At 57.7% G+C, this 14,070-nt stretch carries 16 protein-coding genes; 3 read left to right on the forward strand and 13 right to left on the reverse strand.

The features are described from left to right. Positions 1–198: 198 nt before the first annotated feature. The 13 genes from J4E53_RS26160 to J4E53_RS26220 all read right to left on the reverse strand — a co-directional run bounded on the left by J4E53_RS26160 (position 199) and on the right by J4E53_RS26220 (position 11,079). Entirely contained in the window at positions 199–1,527 is a 1,329-nt protein-coding gene (locus tag J4E53_RS26160; RefSeq protein WP_103309119.1) for an LLM class flavin-dependent oxidoreductase, read from the reverse strand. Between the two features lie 36 nt (positions 1,528–1,563). Continuing rightward, entirely contained in the window at positions 1,564–2,502 is a 939-nt protein-coding gene (locus J4E53_RS26165; protein WP_310650543.1) for an ABC transporter substrate-binding protein, read from the reverse strand. 15 nt (positions 2,503–2,517) lie between these two features. Next, positions 2,518–3,201, reverse strand: a complete 684-nt coding sequence (locus J4E53_RS26170; RefSeq protein WP_060741521.1) for an ABC transporter permease — start codon at positions 3,199–3,201, stop codon at positions 2,518–2,520. Further along, on the reverse strand, positions 3,201–3,830 hold the full coding sequence (locus tag J4E53_RS26175; protein ID WP_103309123.1) for an ABC transporter permease: 630 nt from the start codon (positions 3,828–3,830) through the stop codon (positions 3,201–3,203). The genes J4E53_RS26170 and J4E53_RS26175 overlap by 1 nt, the downstream gene beginning before the upstream one ends. After that, positions 3,827–4,858, reverse strand: coding sequence for an ABC transporter ATP-binding protein (locus J4E53_RS26180; RefSeq protein WP_103309125.1), 1,032 nt, complete (start codon positions 4,856–4,858; stop codon positions 3,827–3,829). The genes J4E53_RS26175 and J4E53_RS26180 overlap by 4 nt, the downstream gene beginning before the upstream one ends. A gap of 30 nt (positions 4,859–4,888) precedes the next feature. After that, complete coding sequence (locus J4E53_RS26185; RefSeq protein ID WP_103309127.1) at positions 4,889–5,833, reverse strand: fatty acid desaturase; 945 nt, start codon at positions 5,831–5,833, stop codon at positions 4,889–4,891. A gap of 130 nt (positions 5,834–5,963) precedes the next feature. Next, positions 5,964–6,113, reverse strand: coding sequence for a hypothetical protein (locus J4E53_RS26190; RefSeq protein ID WP_158249658.1), 150 nt, complete (start codon positions 6,111–6,113; stop codon positions 5,964–5,966). Positions 6,114–6,306: 193 nt separating this feature from the next. Beyond that, positions 6,307–7,173 (reverse strand): DMT family transporter, encoded by an 867-nt coding sequence (locus J4E53_RS26195; RefSeq protein ID WP_103309129.1) that lies wholly within the window; start codon positions 7,171–7,173, stop codon positions 6,307–6,309. Beyond that, positions 7,157–7,423: a hypothetical protein gene (locus J4E53_RS26200; RefSeq protein WP_103309131.1), complete on the reverse strand. Its 267-nt coding sequence runs from the start codon at positions 7,421–7,423 to the stop codon at positions 7,157–7,159. Before J4E53_RS26200 ends, J4E53_RS26195 begins: the two co-directional genes overlap by 17 nt. Positions 7,424–7,465: 42 nt before the next feature. Continuing rightward, positions 7,466–8,110 (reverse strand): dimethylsulfonioproprionate lyase family protein, encoded by a 645-nt coding sequence (locus tag J4E53_RS26205; RefSeq protein ID WP_103309133.1) that lies wholly within the window; start codon positions 8,108–8,110, stop codon positions 7,466–7,468. A 182-nt stretch (positions 8,111–8,292) separates the two neighbouring features. Then, positions 8,293–9,192 (reverse strand): glycine betaine ABC transporter substrate-binding protein, encoded by a 900-nt coding sequence (locus tag J4E53_RS26210; RefSeq protein ID WP_103309135.1) that lies wholly within the window; start codon positions 9,190–9,192, stop codon positions 8,293–8,295. 202 nt (positions 9,193–9,394) lie between these two features. Next, the gene (locus J4E53_RS26215; RefSeq protein ID WP_060741512.1) at positions 9,395–10,330 is read right to left on the reverse strand and encodes an electron transfer flavoprotein subunit alpha/FixB family protein; all 936 of its coding nucleotides are present in this window, start codon (positions 10,328–10,330) and stop codon (positions 9,395–9,397) included. Further along, positions 10,330–11,079, reverse strand: coding sequence for an electron transfer flavoprotein subunit beta/FixA family protein (locus J4E53_RS26220; RefSeq protein WP_060741511.1), 750 nt, complete (start codon positions 11,077–11,079; stop codon positions 10,330–10,332). Before J4E53_RS26220 ends, J4E53_RS26215 begins: the two co-directional genes overlap by 1 nt. 224 nt (positions 11,080–11,303) lie before the next feature. Between J4E53_RS26220 and J4E53_RS26225 the strand changes: the two genes are divergently transcribed. The 3 genes from J4E53_RS26225 (at position 11,304) to J4E53_RS26235 (ending at position 13,993) form a co-directional block, all read left to right on the forward strand. Then, the gene (locus tag J4E53_RS26225) at positions 11,304–13,340 is read left to right on the forward strand and encodes an NADH:flavin oxidoreductase (RefSeq protein WP_060741510.1); all 2,037 of its coding nucleotides are present in this window, start codon (positions 11,304–11,306) and stop codon (positions 13,338–13,340) included. A 68-nt stretch (positions 13,341–13,408) separates the two neighbouring features. After that, positions 13,409–13,564 (forward strand): hypothetical protein, encoded by a 156-nt coding sequence (locus tag J4E53_RS26230; protein WP_158249659.1) that lies wholly within the window; start codon positions 13,409–13,411, stop codon positions 13,562–13,564. A 45-nt stretch (positions 13,565–13,609) separates the two neighbouring features. Beyond that, positions 13,610–13,993: a VOC family protein gene (locus tag J4E53_RS26235; RefSeq protein WP_103309137.1), complete on the forward strand. Its 384-nt coding sequence runs from the start codon at positions 13,610–13,612 to the stop codon at positions 13,991–13,993. Positions 13,994–14,070 lie beyond the last annotated feature (77 nt).

Here is a 14,070-nt window from a genome sequence, read left to right on the forward strand (position 1 = left end):
TCTGGGCCAACAACAGATCAGGGGAAAGCCAATGGGACACGGGATCGACGACCTGCTTTTGCTCACGGCGCTCACCCAGAATCTCCAGGATGCGCTGGAGCCAGGCGTCCTGGGCCTGTAAAACCCTGGCGGGAGCGAGGTACATGGATAGATCGCTGGTCATATGAAAGCCATTCAGAGGATTGTGATTGACGCTGATCACAGCAGGAAGCGGTTGGCAGGCGTCTTCAAACCCAAGCGATCCCTCAGGGTCCCGGGTTCATATTCCTTGCGGAAAACCCCTCTGGCTTGCAGCAAAGGCACCACGCCACGGGTGAATGTGTCGAAGTCCGTCGGCAAAAACGGAAACATGAGGTTGTAGCCATCGACGGCATTCGACTCGTATAACGCTGAAAGCTTATCGGCAATATGCTCCGCCGTTCCGATCAGCAGCCAGGTACTGGAACTCTTGACCAACCGGCGCCCTATTTCACGGATGGACAAGGTCGTGTCGTACTTCTTGAGCAGGGCCAGTTCGGTTCGAATGCCATCGAACTCAGACTCATCCGGCAACGCGGGTAGCGGGCTGTCCGGCGACAGGCCTGTCAGATCAAGACGGGTGTAGCTGGAGACCAGATCAATCGCCACGGCATCGATAATGAGGCTGTCCTCCAGTTGCCGACGGCGCTCCTCCTCAGTCTCATCCTCCAGAACCACCGGAAGCACACCGGTAATGATTTTCAGATCACTGGAATGCCGGCCCTTCAACTCGAGTCGGCGATTCAAATCGGCCCTGTACGCCAGTCCCTCTTCGACCGTATTGATGAAACAGAAATGCACGTCCCCATGGGCGGCGGCCAGATCCTTGCCCGCTTCAGAAGACCCCGCCTGGGCAAGGACTGGATGTCCTTGCGGGGGACGCGGCACGTTAAGCGGCCCACGCACGTTGAAATGCGCTCCTTTGTGATGGATCGGGTGAATCTTGGACGGGTCGGCAAAATCGCCGCTGTCCTTGTCAAACTCAAGAGCCCCCTCCTCCCAGGAATCCCAAAGCTGCTTGACGACATGAATGAACTCCTCGGCCCGCCGATAACGATCGCCGTGTTTCGTCACGCCTGACAATCCGAAATTCGAAGCCTCCTCTTCCAACCAGGAGGTCACGATATTCCAGCTGGCTCGCCCTGTGCTGAGGTAGTCCAGCGAAGCAAAATATCGCGCGATGTTGAAGGGCTCGTTATAGGACGTTGAAGCGGTGCCCATCAGCCCGATGTGTTCGGTGACAGCCGCCAATGCGGACAAGAGCGTAATCGGTTCAAGGCGGGCGTTGGCATAGTGCCTCAACCCACTGGCGACGGAGTCCCAGACCGCGACGTGATCCGCGACAAAAACCGCATCGAACTTCGCCGCTTCGGCTGCCTGCACCAGTTTCACGTAGTAGCCCAGCGTCAATATTTCCTTGGTCGGCGACAGCGGGTGGCGCCAGGAAAAACGGTGATCCCCTTGGGGATTAAAAAAGAACAGATTCAAAATCATGCTTTTATTGGACATAACGCCTCCGCGACCTTACCCACATCGCATTCATGTTCAGTTGGTCGCCTTGACGGTATTTTCAGCGACCCACTGCGCCGCGACTTTTGCGGGATCCTTGTGATCGATATCCACCAGGCGATTGAGTTGCTTGAGGTCGTCATCGGTCAGTTTTGCGGAGACCTCGTTGAGCACTTTGGTGACTTCTGGGGTTAGCAACGCCTTGCGCCCCAGTGGCGTAATGTTTTGCAGGGGCTGTTGGTGCTTGTCGTCCTCGAGCACCACCCAAGGTTCTTTTGCCAGGATGCCTTGCGTGGAGACCACCGTGGCGACGTCGATAGCGCCTGAGTTCAGCGCCAGCCGCGACAAGGGCCCGCCCATGTCCAGCGATTTGACGCTCTTGAAGTTGATACCGTAGACCGCCTTCAACCCGGGCAGGCCCAAGGCGGCAGTGGTGACTTCGGGAGGCCCACCCAGCGTGAGTTCACCGGAGACGGGTGCCAGGTCGGACAAGGTCTGCAGGTTGTACTTTTCTGCGGTTTTCTGGGTGACGGCCCAAGCGGTAATAGAACCCGCGGCCGAAGGTTCAAGCAACTGGAGGCCCGCCGGCAACTTCTGTTGCAAGGCGCTGACGATCTCCTTTTGGCTGGTCAGGGCGCTCTTGTCGTCATAGAAACTCAACAGTGATCCTATGTACTCGGGTACAACGTCGATATCCCCGTTTTCCAGCGCCTTGGCGATGATCTGGCGGTTCCCCAGATTGAGCCGGGTCTTGACCTCAATCCCTTCCTTTTTCAAAGCTGACGCATAGATGTTCGCGAGAATCGTCTGCTCGGAAAAATTGGCCCCGCCTATGGTGATGGACTGGGCACTGGCAAATGCGCTGCCCACCAGCAAGCCTAACCCCAGCAACAATGAAACCGAGTGCGCTGAACGAACCTTCGAACGTTGTTTGTTTTTCATTTGGATTTGCACCTCTGCAGAATTAATACGCACTTTCAAATGCCCTGATCATGTAGCGCTCAGTTCAACATTCCCCGCTCGCCATTTTCGAACCATGAGTGTTTCGATCATTGAACAAACCCACTCGCTGACAATCGCAAGTGCCGACACCACCAGTGCGCCGCCAATGATTTGAGGGATGTCATTTCGACCCAGCCCGTCAATGAGAAACCTGCCCAGCCCGCCGAACCCTGCATAGGCGGCAATGGTGGCCGTGGCAATAAGTTGCACCAGGGCTGAGCGGAATCCAGAAAAGATCAGCGGAAAAGCCAACGGTAATTCCAGCTGGATAAACATCTGCCATCTGCGCATCCCCATCGATTTGGCAGCATGCTTCAGAGACGAATCCACCTGATCGATGCCAACATAGGTATTGGTCAATATCGGCGGGATGCTCAGGGTGACCAAGGCGATAATCACCGTACTGGTTTCATAGCCAATGACCATGATTGCAAGTATCACAATACCCAGGGAAGGCAATGCTCGCCCAATATTGAACAGCCCGATCGCCACCTGCGCGCCTTTGCGGTAGTTAGCCATGAGTACGCCGAGCGGCAATGCTATTGCACAAGCAATCGCCAGGCTCAAAGACACATAATAAATATGCTCTGCCAGCCGAGTCAGTATTCCGTCTTCGCCCAACCAGTGTTCAGGAAGAGAAAACCAGAGGTAGACATCTGCGATCCAATTCATTAGCGCACCCAAGGGACCAGCCATTTATTGATTGAATAAAACAGAAAATCAAAACATAACGCCAACATCACCGTAAGAACCAAACTGACCGCCACAGGCGTAGTGAAACTTTGAGCCAACCCGGTAATGAACAGCTGCCCCAATCCGCCTTGACCAATTAACGCAGTCACCGTCACCAGCCCTACCAATGTCACCGCGGTCGTTCGCAGCCCTGCCAATAACGAAGGCAACGCCAGGGGAAGTTCAACTCCCAGGAATCGCTGCATGCGCGTGTACCCTAGCGCACGGGCTTCTTCCAGCACGTCCGGAGGGTTGCTCGCAAGGCCCGCCAAAGTGTTCTGTAACACAATCAGCAAGGCATACAGGCTCAAACCAATCACCGCCGTCGTCTTGGACAAACCGGTAAAGGGCATTATCAAAATGAACAGTGCCAGGGAGGGAATGGTAAAAAGTATTCCGCTGATATAAATCATGGGCTGCGCCAACCCTGGCTTCCATAACGTCAAGAGCACCATTGCGCCCGCTAACAGCATTCCTATAAACAGACCCAAGGTCACCAGCTGAATATGATCAAATAACAGCTGGCCGATCTGCTGCCAGTTTTCAACGATCCAGGACCAGTCAATCATTGCGCACTTCCAAAGCGGCGCTCATTGAGTGCGCTGTGAAAGCTGGCAATCGACAGGCAACCTTCGTAACCACCCGCCTCGTCCACTCGAACAACCACACCGAGCGGAGCCGTTAGAATTTTAACCAGTGCGTGATGCAACGAATCATTATTCGACACCGTGGTAAGTTCAGGGACAGGCAAGTCCGATTCACTGACCCACTTCAGCGGATTGGACTTATCGTCCAGCAGAAGTTTGAATTGGCAATTGACTTCATCCACAGGAAGATCAGAAACCTTCATCAGCGACAGTCTTTTCAACAGCGGATCCTTGCCGATGAAGTTCTTCACAAACTCGCTGGCAGGATGGGCAAGGATATTGTGAGGTGTATCGAACTGAGCAAGCTTTCCTTCGCCCTCGAAGATGGCGATGCGGTCACCAATCTTGATGGCCTCTTCCATGTCATGGGTCACCAGGATGATGGTTTTATGCAAACGCCTCTGCAGCGCAACCAGTTCGTCCTGCAGTCGCTCGCGGATCACCGGATCAAGCGCGGCAAAGGGTTCGTCCATCAATACAACCGGTGGGTCCGAGGCCAATGCCCTCGCCAAGGCAACACGACTTTGCTGCCCGCCCGACAGTTGATTAGGGTACCTGTCCAGAAATTCCGGCTGAAGCCCGACCAGGGAAATGAGCTCGCTCACGCGCTGGCGGATCTTATGCTTGCTCCAACCCAAGAGCCGCGGAACCGCGCCAATATTTTCTGCAACGGTTTGATGAGGAAACAAGGCTGAACTTTGCATCATGAAACCGATGCCACGGCGAAGCGTCACGACGTCAAGCTCGTCGGTCGCCACCCCATTGACACAGATACGGCCACTGTCCTGGGTGTCCAGTCTATTGATCATTCGCAAAATGGTCGTTTTGCCACACCCACTTGGCCCGACAAATACGCAGATCTCCCCCTCCCGGACATGAAGCGTTAAATCGCTCACGGCCATTCGCGGGCTGCCTTTATGAGTTTTCTTGATGGCTTCAAAACGTATCATTTTCCGACGCCCAGATTAGCTTGAGTATTTTTAGTGCCTGGCAGGATGGCGAGGACAATCCACGGGATTGATCAGATGCCTCTGCAATAACTGGAAGTAGCCATGAATGACATAGCCATTGTTTCGCGCGATCCATTGTTCACGCCTGGCTCTATACACCCGGGGCAAATAAAACCAGGGCAAACCGGGAAGATCGTGATGAACCAAGTGAAGATTGAGGTTAAGAAAGAGCCAGCTCAAAAGCCCTGAGGATTCATTGATCACCGTGCGGTGTTCTGGCAGCGTTGACGGCCGATGCTCGTAAAACGACCTGATCATTGCAATGGACAAGGCCGGCAGCGAAACTAAAAATACGTACTGCACAGCACTGATGGCGCTGTATTGTTCAACCAAGGTCAGCACCACGACAACACTTAGCACGTGAGCTATCCACACTCGTCCAGTACTTCCTCCCGCGAGAAACAAGCCTCTGATCTCGCTACCCAGCAGGGATATCACTGCCAATGGTGCTCCCATGAGCAAGCGACCACCCAAAGTCTTGTTTACCCAAAGCAACGCTTTCACATAACGCGGTGACTGCAACCAGAAGGCACTGGTGACATAACGACTTTCTGGATCTTGACCAGGCACCGTCAGCACCTCGTCGTTGTGATGCGCCAGATGCGTGTCCCTATAAATGTCGTAGGGATACCAAACGGCAAACGGCAGAAACCCCAGGGCTTTATTTATGGCCGGCCAACGCGTTGGGTGACCGTGAATAAGCTCATGCTGGATCGACATCCAGAGCACGACCAGTGGAACCAACAGGACAATGCTGATGAGTTGACCAAGTGCCTGCCCATGAAAAACAACAAGCGCCCAAGCCAGGTAAAAGCCGACCAGTAAAAGCCAGGTGGGCCATTCAGTCTGGCTGGTCAAGGTCCTGCTGAGCTTGACGATTTCAACTCGATGAGCTTCATCCAAATAATTTGGCATGGTGGTAAGTCGCGATAGGCTGCGCTGAACAGACGCCCACTCACTCACACTTCAAGCGACCACCCGGGACCGGGTATTACCTCAAGATGACTGACTGACGTTACGGTATGGAAGTGCCGACAGCGGTGCGTCACATGGCGTAGAGCAGAAACGCCAAGCCTTCGCTGATTGCACTGCAGGCCTCACTGTTGGCCTGGCAAGGGAGAGGTTTGCCGGTCACGAATGGAACGGCAATGGCGGCACAAGAACTGATGCGCAGAGTGCCGGACTGAGAAATCACTGCATGGGCCCCGTCATGCGACAGAGCCTCAAGGCTGATTTGGAAGATTCGGGCGCCGGACATAGTCGTACCATAGGGTAGGGTTGAACATATCCGGCGGTCCGGTAGCGTCAACTTAACATGCCAACTAATTCGATCAAGGAATATATTCTATTATGCTTATTCCTGTATCGAATAACATAAAACGGGCTCCCTACCCTTTCGCCTTGATTGCATACAGGCCTGCGACAATCACCATGCACGCCCCCACGACGGTCCATGGGTCAGGTAGTTCGCCGAATATGAACAGGCCGATGAATGTGGCGAACACCAACAGCGTGTAGTTGAACGGTTGAAGCGTACCTGCCGTTGCGTACTTGAGCGCCTGGAGGAGTAGCAACTGCGCCACCATGCCGATCGTCGACAGCACGGCGATCAGGCCCCACTGTGTCGGGTTCGGCGAAACCCACCCTGGCAAGCCAGAGAACGTGATGGCCAGGGCGCCGAAAAAGCCCATGTAGAGCATGTTCGTCGCGAATGAATCATCCCGGCTGATCCGACGTGTCAGCACACTGAAGACTGCGAACCCCAGGGCCGACAACAGCGGAATCAGCGCCGCCAACTCGAAGACGCCGGTTCCCGGACGGAGGATCACCAGGGTCCCCAAGAACCCTATGGCCGCGGCCACCCAGCGACGGACGCCGATGAACTCACCCAGGAACGCACCTGCCAAGGCCAGGGTCATCAGCGGAAACACCGCATACAGGGCATGCATCTCCGCCATTCCGAGGTAACGCAGCCCCAATCCGAACAACGCGCTTTCGCCCACCCCCAGCAAGGCACGGATGACCTGCAGGGCAGGATGATGGCTTCGACACGCCGCTCCCAGGTGGCCGTGATAAAGGCTATAGCCGACAGCGAATGCCAGGAATACCCAGTAACGCACCATGACGAGCTGGGCGACGGGAAGGTCCTTGACCAGCACTTTGGTGATCCCGTCCTGGCTTGCAAAGAGCAGCATGGAAAGCAGGCACAAGAGGATTCCAAGTTGAGGCCGTGGGGCATCACCCACGGTGTGCATCACCCGTGGCCGGCTCTAGCGCAACGGTATCCCTGCGTCGTCTTGCGAGGCTGTGGCGCGCAGCGTCTTTTTCCAGCGCCTCGACCGCGACGAGCGCTTCAATACCTGCCCCGGCTTCGACCTTTTCAATGAAATCCAGGATCGCCCGTTTCATGAACCAGTGGCAGGTGCGGTCCAGCTTTGCCGACACCGACTTCAGCCTGGCCCGTGTTTCCCCATCCAACTTGATACCCAATGTGGTGACCGACATCGCACAGCCTCTGAAATGACTTGTAGTCTTCGACCCTTCGCCTCAAGCGCAGGGCTCATGGAGCAATCCCCACAGCGCCAGGAGTGGCGCTTGCGTTGATCTCATCGCATGGGTGCAGGACGGTGGGTTTATGACAATGCCCCCTGCCCCGGGTGTCCACCAGCCTATGTCCTCGCGATACCAGTCGCCTGGGGACAACACCAGATAGAACTCAGCCGGAGGATGCTGGTGGAACGGATAACAGGTTTCGGGCGCCATGAGTGCCAACCCCAGGGTCATGCCAGGACAGTCGAACAATCCCCCTGGACCGGTGACCATCCCATGGCGATGCCGCTCCACGAACCGATCGTCCTGGCCGGCCTGGGCCTGACGGTTGATCCAGGGAACATGGGGCACCAGCGCGTTCAACGCCTCCAATACCCCTGCCAGGTGTTCGGGGACTCTTGGCGCAGCGTCGAATGCCTGGGCCAAATAGGGTGCCAGGACTGCCGGTAACGCGCGGGGCGTTGCCGGCGGTTTCTTGAGGGACCACTCGGTCGGGCCCAGGGCGGCGGCATAGGCCTGTGTCGCCCCGGATGTACCGTCCCCCGAGCTGTTCGAGAGGACTTCATGCAGCGATCGCCGAAGCCACTGCGCGCTACGAGTCACCACCGGATCCGACGACAAATGCTCGTGACGGGTAATCATCGTTTCCCCCTTGCTGAGTCAGGCGCAGACGAAAATGACAGGCTGCTCAACGTATCCCATCGGTACCGGAAGCGGGGCCCTGATGTTCCAAGGGTAGCCCGAACGGAATCGATGACAGCCGACGCCCTTCACTTTGCGTCAAGGGCACCGAACTGCAAACACCTATCAAGCAACGGCAGCGATTATTGGCTGACGGTCGCCGAGGCGGTCTGACTGCCAAACATGGCCTCGAAGCGAGGTTTGTTGGCGGCGTAGTACTCGGCAACGACCTTGTCTGCCGAACTGTCACGGGCGGTCGCCATCAGCTTCTCAAGGTCGGCCTTGGGAATCTTGAAGTTGGCGAAGAACCGGGCGACATCAGGATGCTCGGCGCTGAAGCCTTTGCGGGCAACCGCGTGAATCTGTTCGGCGCCGCCGAAAATCTGCTTCGGATCGTCGAGATAGCGCAGCGGCCACTTGGCGAACATCCAGTGCGGGCTCCAGGCGTTGATCAATGCCCATTTGTCACGTTTGAGATTGCGATCCAGCTCGCTCAACATGCCTGACTCTGAAGAAGCGACCATCTTGTAGCCTTCGAGCTTGTATTCCTTGATGGCCTTTTCCGTGAGTTTGTATTGGCCGTTGCCCACTTCCGAGGTCAGGATCTTGCCGTCGAGCTTTTGCCGCACTTCAGGCTTGTTGAGGTCCTCGACAGTGGCGAGTTCGCTGGTGGGAATGGACGTTGGCACGGCCATGCCGATCCGACCTTCATACAGCACGCCAAGGTCTTCGAGCTTGTCCTGGTACTTGTCATAGAATGCCTTGTGAGTGCTCGGCAGCCAGACCATCGGGATCAGGTCGATATTGCCGTTGGCCAAGGCCTGGAACTGGATACCAATATCGGCGAGCACCAACTTGACCGGTTGCTTCAAGTGGTCGCGCAGTGCGGTATCCGCCAGCTTTACAGCGATTTCCGTATCCGACCAATTCACCCAACCGATACGAATGGGCGTGGGTTCCTCGGCGTGGGCCATCAGGCTGCCGGCGGCCATCGCCAGACCGGCAAGCCAGCCGATACGAGTTTTACTGGAAAACGTCATCATGGTGCATCTCCGCGTACTGTATTAATAGTTATTGGCAGGGCAGCAGAAGAATTTACGTTCCCTCATCAAAGCAGAGTGCCATTACACTCCTCAAGGGATTTAATGTTATGCATGGATAAGTTCTAGTTATGCGAAAACCCTTCCTGTATTCAGGTCGTTCGGCCCTCCTCCGCCCTTTGGCGGAACTTATGAATGTACGTACTCACAGTGCTTTTTCGAGCGCCGGCAAGGCCTCGAACAGATCCGCCACCCACATGTAATCCGCCACCTGGGCAATCGGCGCTTCAGCGTCCTGGTTGATCGCAACGATGACCTTTGAACCACTCATGCCCGCCAAATGTTGAATGGCGCCACTGATACCCGCCGCGATGTAAAGCTCTGGCGCAACGATTTTCCCGGTCTGCCCGACCTGCAGATCGTTGGGGGCAAACCCCGAATCCACCGCGGCACGCGAGGCCCCTACGGCACCGCCAAGCTTGTCCGCCACCCGCTCGATCAGGGCGAAATGCTCTTTGCCCTGCATCCCGCGGCCACCGGACACGACGACGCGGGCGCTCGACAGGTCGGGCCTTTCGCTGGCCGTCAGTTGCTCGCTCACGAAGCGCACATTGCTCGCGCTTTGCCCGCCCTCCACTACCACCACTTCGCAGCGATGCTCGTGGGACAGGGCCTGGGCGAACGCCGAGGCACGGACGGTGAGCAACTTGATCGGATCGAGGGACTGCACCGTGGCGATGGCATTGCCGGCATAAATGGGTCGTTGGAACGTGTCCGTCGAGACGATCTGGGTGACGTCGGACAGCATGCCGACATCCAGGCTCGCCGCGATCCGTGGCAGTACATTGCGGCCCATGCTGCTGGCGTCGGCAACGACGTGCGTATACCCCTCGGCCACCAGTGAAGTGACCAGCGGTTGGACATTTTCAGCCAGGGCATTTTCAAACATCGCCCCTTGTGCGAGTAGCACCCGCGCCAGGCCCTGGGTGAGCGCCGCCTGTTGCGCCACTGCCGATGCGGCCGTCCCGCCCATCACCAGCAAATCCGTCTCGGTCCCCAGGGCCATGGCGGCGGTCACGGCACTCCATGTACCAGCCGTCAGTTGACCGGCACTGTGCTCGGCGATCACCAATGTGCGCATCAAATCACCCCCGCAACGTTCTTCAATTTATCCACCAGCTCGGCCACCGAACCGACGTTGATCCCCGCTTTGCGCACCGCAGGCGGGACCACCCCTAATAACCGAGCGTGTTCCTTCACGCTCGCGCCCAAGGTGTCAGCGGCAATGATTTCCAGCGGTTTTTTCTTGGCTTTCATGATGTTCGGCAACGAGGCGTAGCGCGGTTGGTTCAGGCGCAAGTCACAGGTCACCACGGCCGGCATGGCGAGGGCGACCACCTGGCTGCCACCGTCGACTTCACGTTCGACGACCCACTGCCCGTCGACCTGATTGACGGCAGAGGCGTAAGTGGCCTGACCGCTGCCGATCAACTGCGCGACCATTTGCCCGACCTGGTTGTTTTCCTGGTCGATTGCCTGTTTGCCGAACAGAATCAAGTGCGGCTTTTCCTGATCGATCACTTTGCTCAGGTACTTGGCGACATTGAGCGGCTCGAGTACCGCGCTCGTCTCGACCAGAAGCGCCCGGTCCGCGCCGAGCGCCAATGCCGTGCGCAGTTGTTCCTGCGCCGCCGACGTGCCCACCGAGACCACCACCACTTCGGATGCCAGCCCCTTTTCCTTGAGGCGAATCGCCTCTTCCACGGCGATTTCGCAGAACGGATTCAAGGCCATCTTCACGCCATTGAGCTCGACGTCTGAACCATCGGCTTTCACCCGGACTTTCACATTCGGGTCGATGGCGCGTTTTACCGCAACGAGTACTTTCATGGTTCCTGGCATAGCGCTTCGCACAGCCCCCTTGCACTTTGGATCGATGCGCGATGGCCGGCCGCACGAGCCGGACCACCCCTGTTTCGACTGGATGGTAATCCTGGTTTTTACGTCACGCAAGAAAAATGTACACCTGTGTCACAGGTCGTTGACACACATGAACATTCGACATACCGTTATGTCAAACCAAGCCTGATGTTCTGTTCCCGGAGCGCAACACCATGTCCAGCGATCCTCTGCTGCAGCCCTATAAGATCAAGCACCTGACCCTCAAAAACCGGATCATGACCACCTCCCACGAGCCCGCTTATCCTGTCGACGGCATGCCGAAGGATCTGTACCGCGCCTATCACGTCGAGCGCGCCAAGGCCGGTGTGGCGCTGACCATGACGGCGGGCTCCGCCGCTGTTTCCCGCGACAGCCCGCCGGTGTTCAACAACGTGCTGGCGTACAAGGACGAAGTGGTCAAATGGATGAAGGACCTGACTGACGAGTGCCACGAACACGGCGCGGCGGTGATGATTCAACTGACCCACCTGGGCCGGCGCACGCGCTGGGACAAGGCTGACTGGTTGCCGGTGGTATCGCCTTCCCATCGCCGCGAAGCGTCTCACCGGTCGTTTCCGAAAAAGATGGAAGAATGGGACATCGATCGCATCATCAAGGACTACGTCGATGCCGCCGAACGCATGAAGGCGGCTGGTCTTGACGGCCTGGAACTGCAGGCCTACGGGCACCTCATGGATCAGTTCTGGTCGCCGTTGACCAACGATCTCGACGGGCCCTACGGTGGTTCGCTGGAAAACCGGATGCGCTTCACCTTCGACATCCTGCGTGGCATCCGCCAGCGTTGTGGCGAGGACTTCCTGCTCGGGGTGCGCTACACCGGCGATGAGGACCTGCCCGGCGGCTTCGGTGCCAGCGACGGTCTCCAGATTTCCCACATGCTCAAGGACAGTGGGCTGGTGGACTTCCTCAACGTCGTTCGCGGGCACATCGATACCGATGCCGGCCTCACCGATGTGATTCCGATCCAGGGCATGCGCAACTCGCCACACCTGGATTTTGCCGGTGAGATCCGCTCGGCCACCGGTTTCCCGACGTTCCATGCGGCCAAGATTCCGGACGTCGCCACGGCGCGACATGCCATCGCCTCCGGCAAGGTGGACATGATCGGCATGACCCGGGCGCACATGACCGACCCGCACATCGTGCGCAAGATCATCGAGAAGCGTGAAGAAGAGATCCGCCCCTGCGTCGGTGCCAACTATTGCCTGGACCGCATCTATCAGGGCGGCGCCGCGTACTGCATCCACAACGCCGCCACCGGCCGCGAAACCACCATGCCCCACGAAATCCCCAAGGCGTCGGTCAAGCGCAAGGTGGTGGTGATTGGCACCGGCCCGGCGGGCCTGGAAGCGGCACGGGTGGCCGGCGAACGTGGCCACGACGTCACGGTGTTCGAAGTGGCGGATCAGCCCGGTGGGCAGATCCGCTTGACTGCACAGAGCGAGCGGCGGCGCGAGATGATCAGCATCATCGATTGGCGCATGGCGCAATGCGAACGGCTGGGGGTGAAGTTCCAGTTCAACACCTGGGCCGAAGCCGAGACCGTCATGGCCGAGGCGCCGGACGTGGTGATCGTCGCCACCGGCGGCTTGCCCCATACCGAGGTGCTCAAGCACGGCAATGAGCTGGTGGTGTCGACCTGGGACATCATTTCCGGCGACGTCAAGCCCGGCCAGAACGTGCTGATCTTCGACGACGCGGGCGACCACGCGGCGCTACAAGCGGCCGAGGTCATCGCCAACAGCGGTGCGAAACTGGAAATCGTCACGCCGGACCGGTCGTTTGCGCCGGAGGTGATGGCGATGAACCTGGTGCCTTACATGCGCAGCCTGCAAGACCTGAACGTCACCTTCACGGTCACCTATCGGGTCGACTCCGTGGAGAAGCGCGACGGTCAATTGGTGGCCAACTTCGGCAGCGATTATGGTCAGGTGCACAAGCAGCGCGTGGTCGATCAGGTGGTGGTCAACCACGGCACCCTGCCCCTGGACGACTTGTACTTCGAGCTACGCCCGCACTCGAGCAATAACGGCGCGGTGGAGCAGCACAATCTGATCGCCGGGAAAACCCAGAATATCGTGACCAACCCGGAGGGCCGCTTCCAGCTGTTCCGAATTGGCGACGCGGTGTCGGCGCGTAATACCCATGCGGCTATCTACGATGCGCTGCGGCTGGTCAAGGACATTTGAGGTAAGGCGCTCGGTAAACCTGTGGCGAGGGAGCTTGCTCCCGCTGGGCTGCGCAGCAGGCCCATTTTGTGAGCGCTTCGCGCTCAAGCGGGAGCAAGCTCCCTCGCCACAGGTTCATCGTTTTTCTCAAGCGGGCAGCGTTGCACATGCCCCTGGACAAGACCAACGACGCCTTCGAGTTGATGCACACCGGGCAAAGCATTCGTACCGTCATTCATTTCTGAGACCCGCTCGAAAATCCAATTCCCCCCCATAGCAAGGAAACCAAGATGTCCGTTTTTACCCATGTCACCGTCGGCACCAACAACCTGGCAAAAGCACGTGCGTTTTATGACGCCGCCTTGAAAGAGATCGGCCTCAAGCGTGTTGCTGATCTCGAGGATGCCGGCTCCATCTGGGGCGTCGACAAGCCGTCGTTCTTTGTGCTCAACCCGGCCAATGGCAATCCGGCGTCCATCGGCAATGGTGTCACGGTGAGCTTCGAAGCGCCGAACCGCGCTGCGGTCCAGGCGTTCCATACGACCGCCTTGGCAAACGGCGGCATCTGCGAAGGCCTGCCAGGCCCCCGCAGTTGGGCGGACAATGCCTTTGCCGCTTATGCCAGGGACCTGGATGGCAACAAGTTGGCTGTGTATTGCTTCAAGGCTGAATAAAGCGGCTGGCCCACCGCCATCGCGAGCAAGCTCGCTCCCACAGGGATTGTGGGTGCTCATGAGTATTGCATTCACCA

Origin of the sequence: Pseudomonas sp. FW305-28 (genome assembly GCF_017351395.1) — a bacterium.
Lineage (GTDB): Bacteria > Pseudomonadota > Gammaproteobacteria > Pseudomonadales > Pseudomonadaceae > Aquipseudomonas > Aquipseudomonas fluorescens_AA.

Bases quoted from the DNA above. Each gene is read 5' to 3' on its own strand.
- J4E53_RS26160 (WP_103309119.1), bottom strand. From the start codon at position 1,527: ATGTCCAATAAAAGCATGATTTTGAATCTGTTCTTTTTTAATCCCCAA.
- J4E53_RS26170 (WP_060741521.1), bottom strand. From the start codon at position 3,201: ATGAATTGGATCGCAGATGTCTACCTCTGGTTTTCTCTTCCTGAACAC.
- J4E53_RS26175 (WP_103309123.1), bottom strand. From the start codon at position 3,830: ATGATTGACTGGTCCTGGATCGTTGAAAACTGGCAGCAGATCGGCCAG.
- J4E53_RS26180 (WP_103309125.1), bottom strand. From the start codon at position 4,858: ATGATACGTTTTGAAGCCATCAAGAAAACTCATAAAGGCAGCCCGCGA.
- J4E53_RS26185 (WP_103309127.1), bottom strand. From the start codon at position 5,833: ATGCCAAATTATTTGGATGAAGCTCATCGAGTTGAAATCGTCAAGCTC.
- J4E53_RS26195 (WP_103309129.1), bottom strand. From the start codon at position 7,173: ATGCACACCGTGGGTGATGCCCCACGGCCTCAACTTGGAATCCTCTTG.
- J4E53_RS26200 (WP_103309131.1), bottom strand. From the start codon at position 7,423: ATGTCGGTCACCACATTGGGTATCAAGTTGGATGGGGAAACACGGGCC.
- J4E53_RS26205 (WP_103309133.1), bottom strand. From the start codon at position 8,110: ATGATTACCCGTCACGAGCATTTGTCGTCGGATCCGGTGGTGACTCGT.
- J4E53_RS26210 (WP_103309135.1), bottom strand. From the start codon at position 9,192: ATGATGACGTTTTCCAGTAAAACTCGTATCGGCTGGCTTGCCGGTCTG.
- J4E53_RS26215 (WP_060741512.1), bottom strand. From the start codon at position 10,330: ATGCGCACATTGGTGATCGCCGAGCACAGTGCCGGTCAACTGACGGCT.
- J4E53_RS26220 (WP_060741511.1), bottom strand. From the start codon at position 11,079: ATGAAAGTACTCGTTGCGGTAAAACGCGCCATCGACCCGAATGTGAAA.
- J4E53_RS26225 (WP_060741510.1), top strand. From the start codon at position 11,304: ATGTCCAGCGATCCTCTGCTGCAGCCCTATAAGATCAAGCACCTGACC.
- J4E53_RS26235 (WP_103309137.1), top strand. From the start codon at position 13,610: ATGTCCGTTTTTACCCATGTCACCGTCGGCACCAACAACCTGGCAAAA.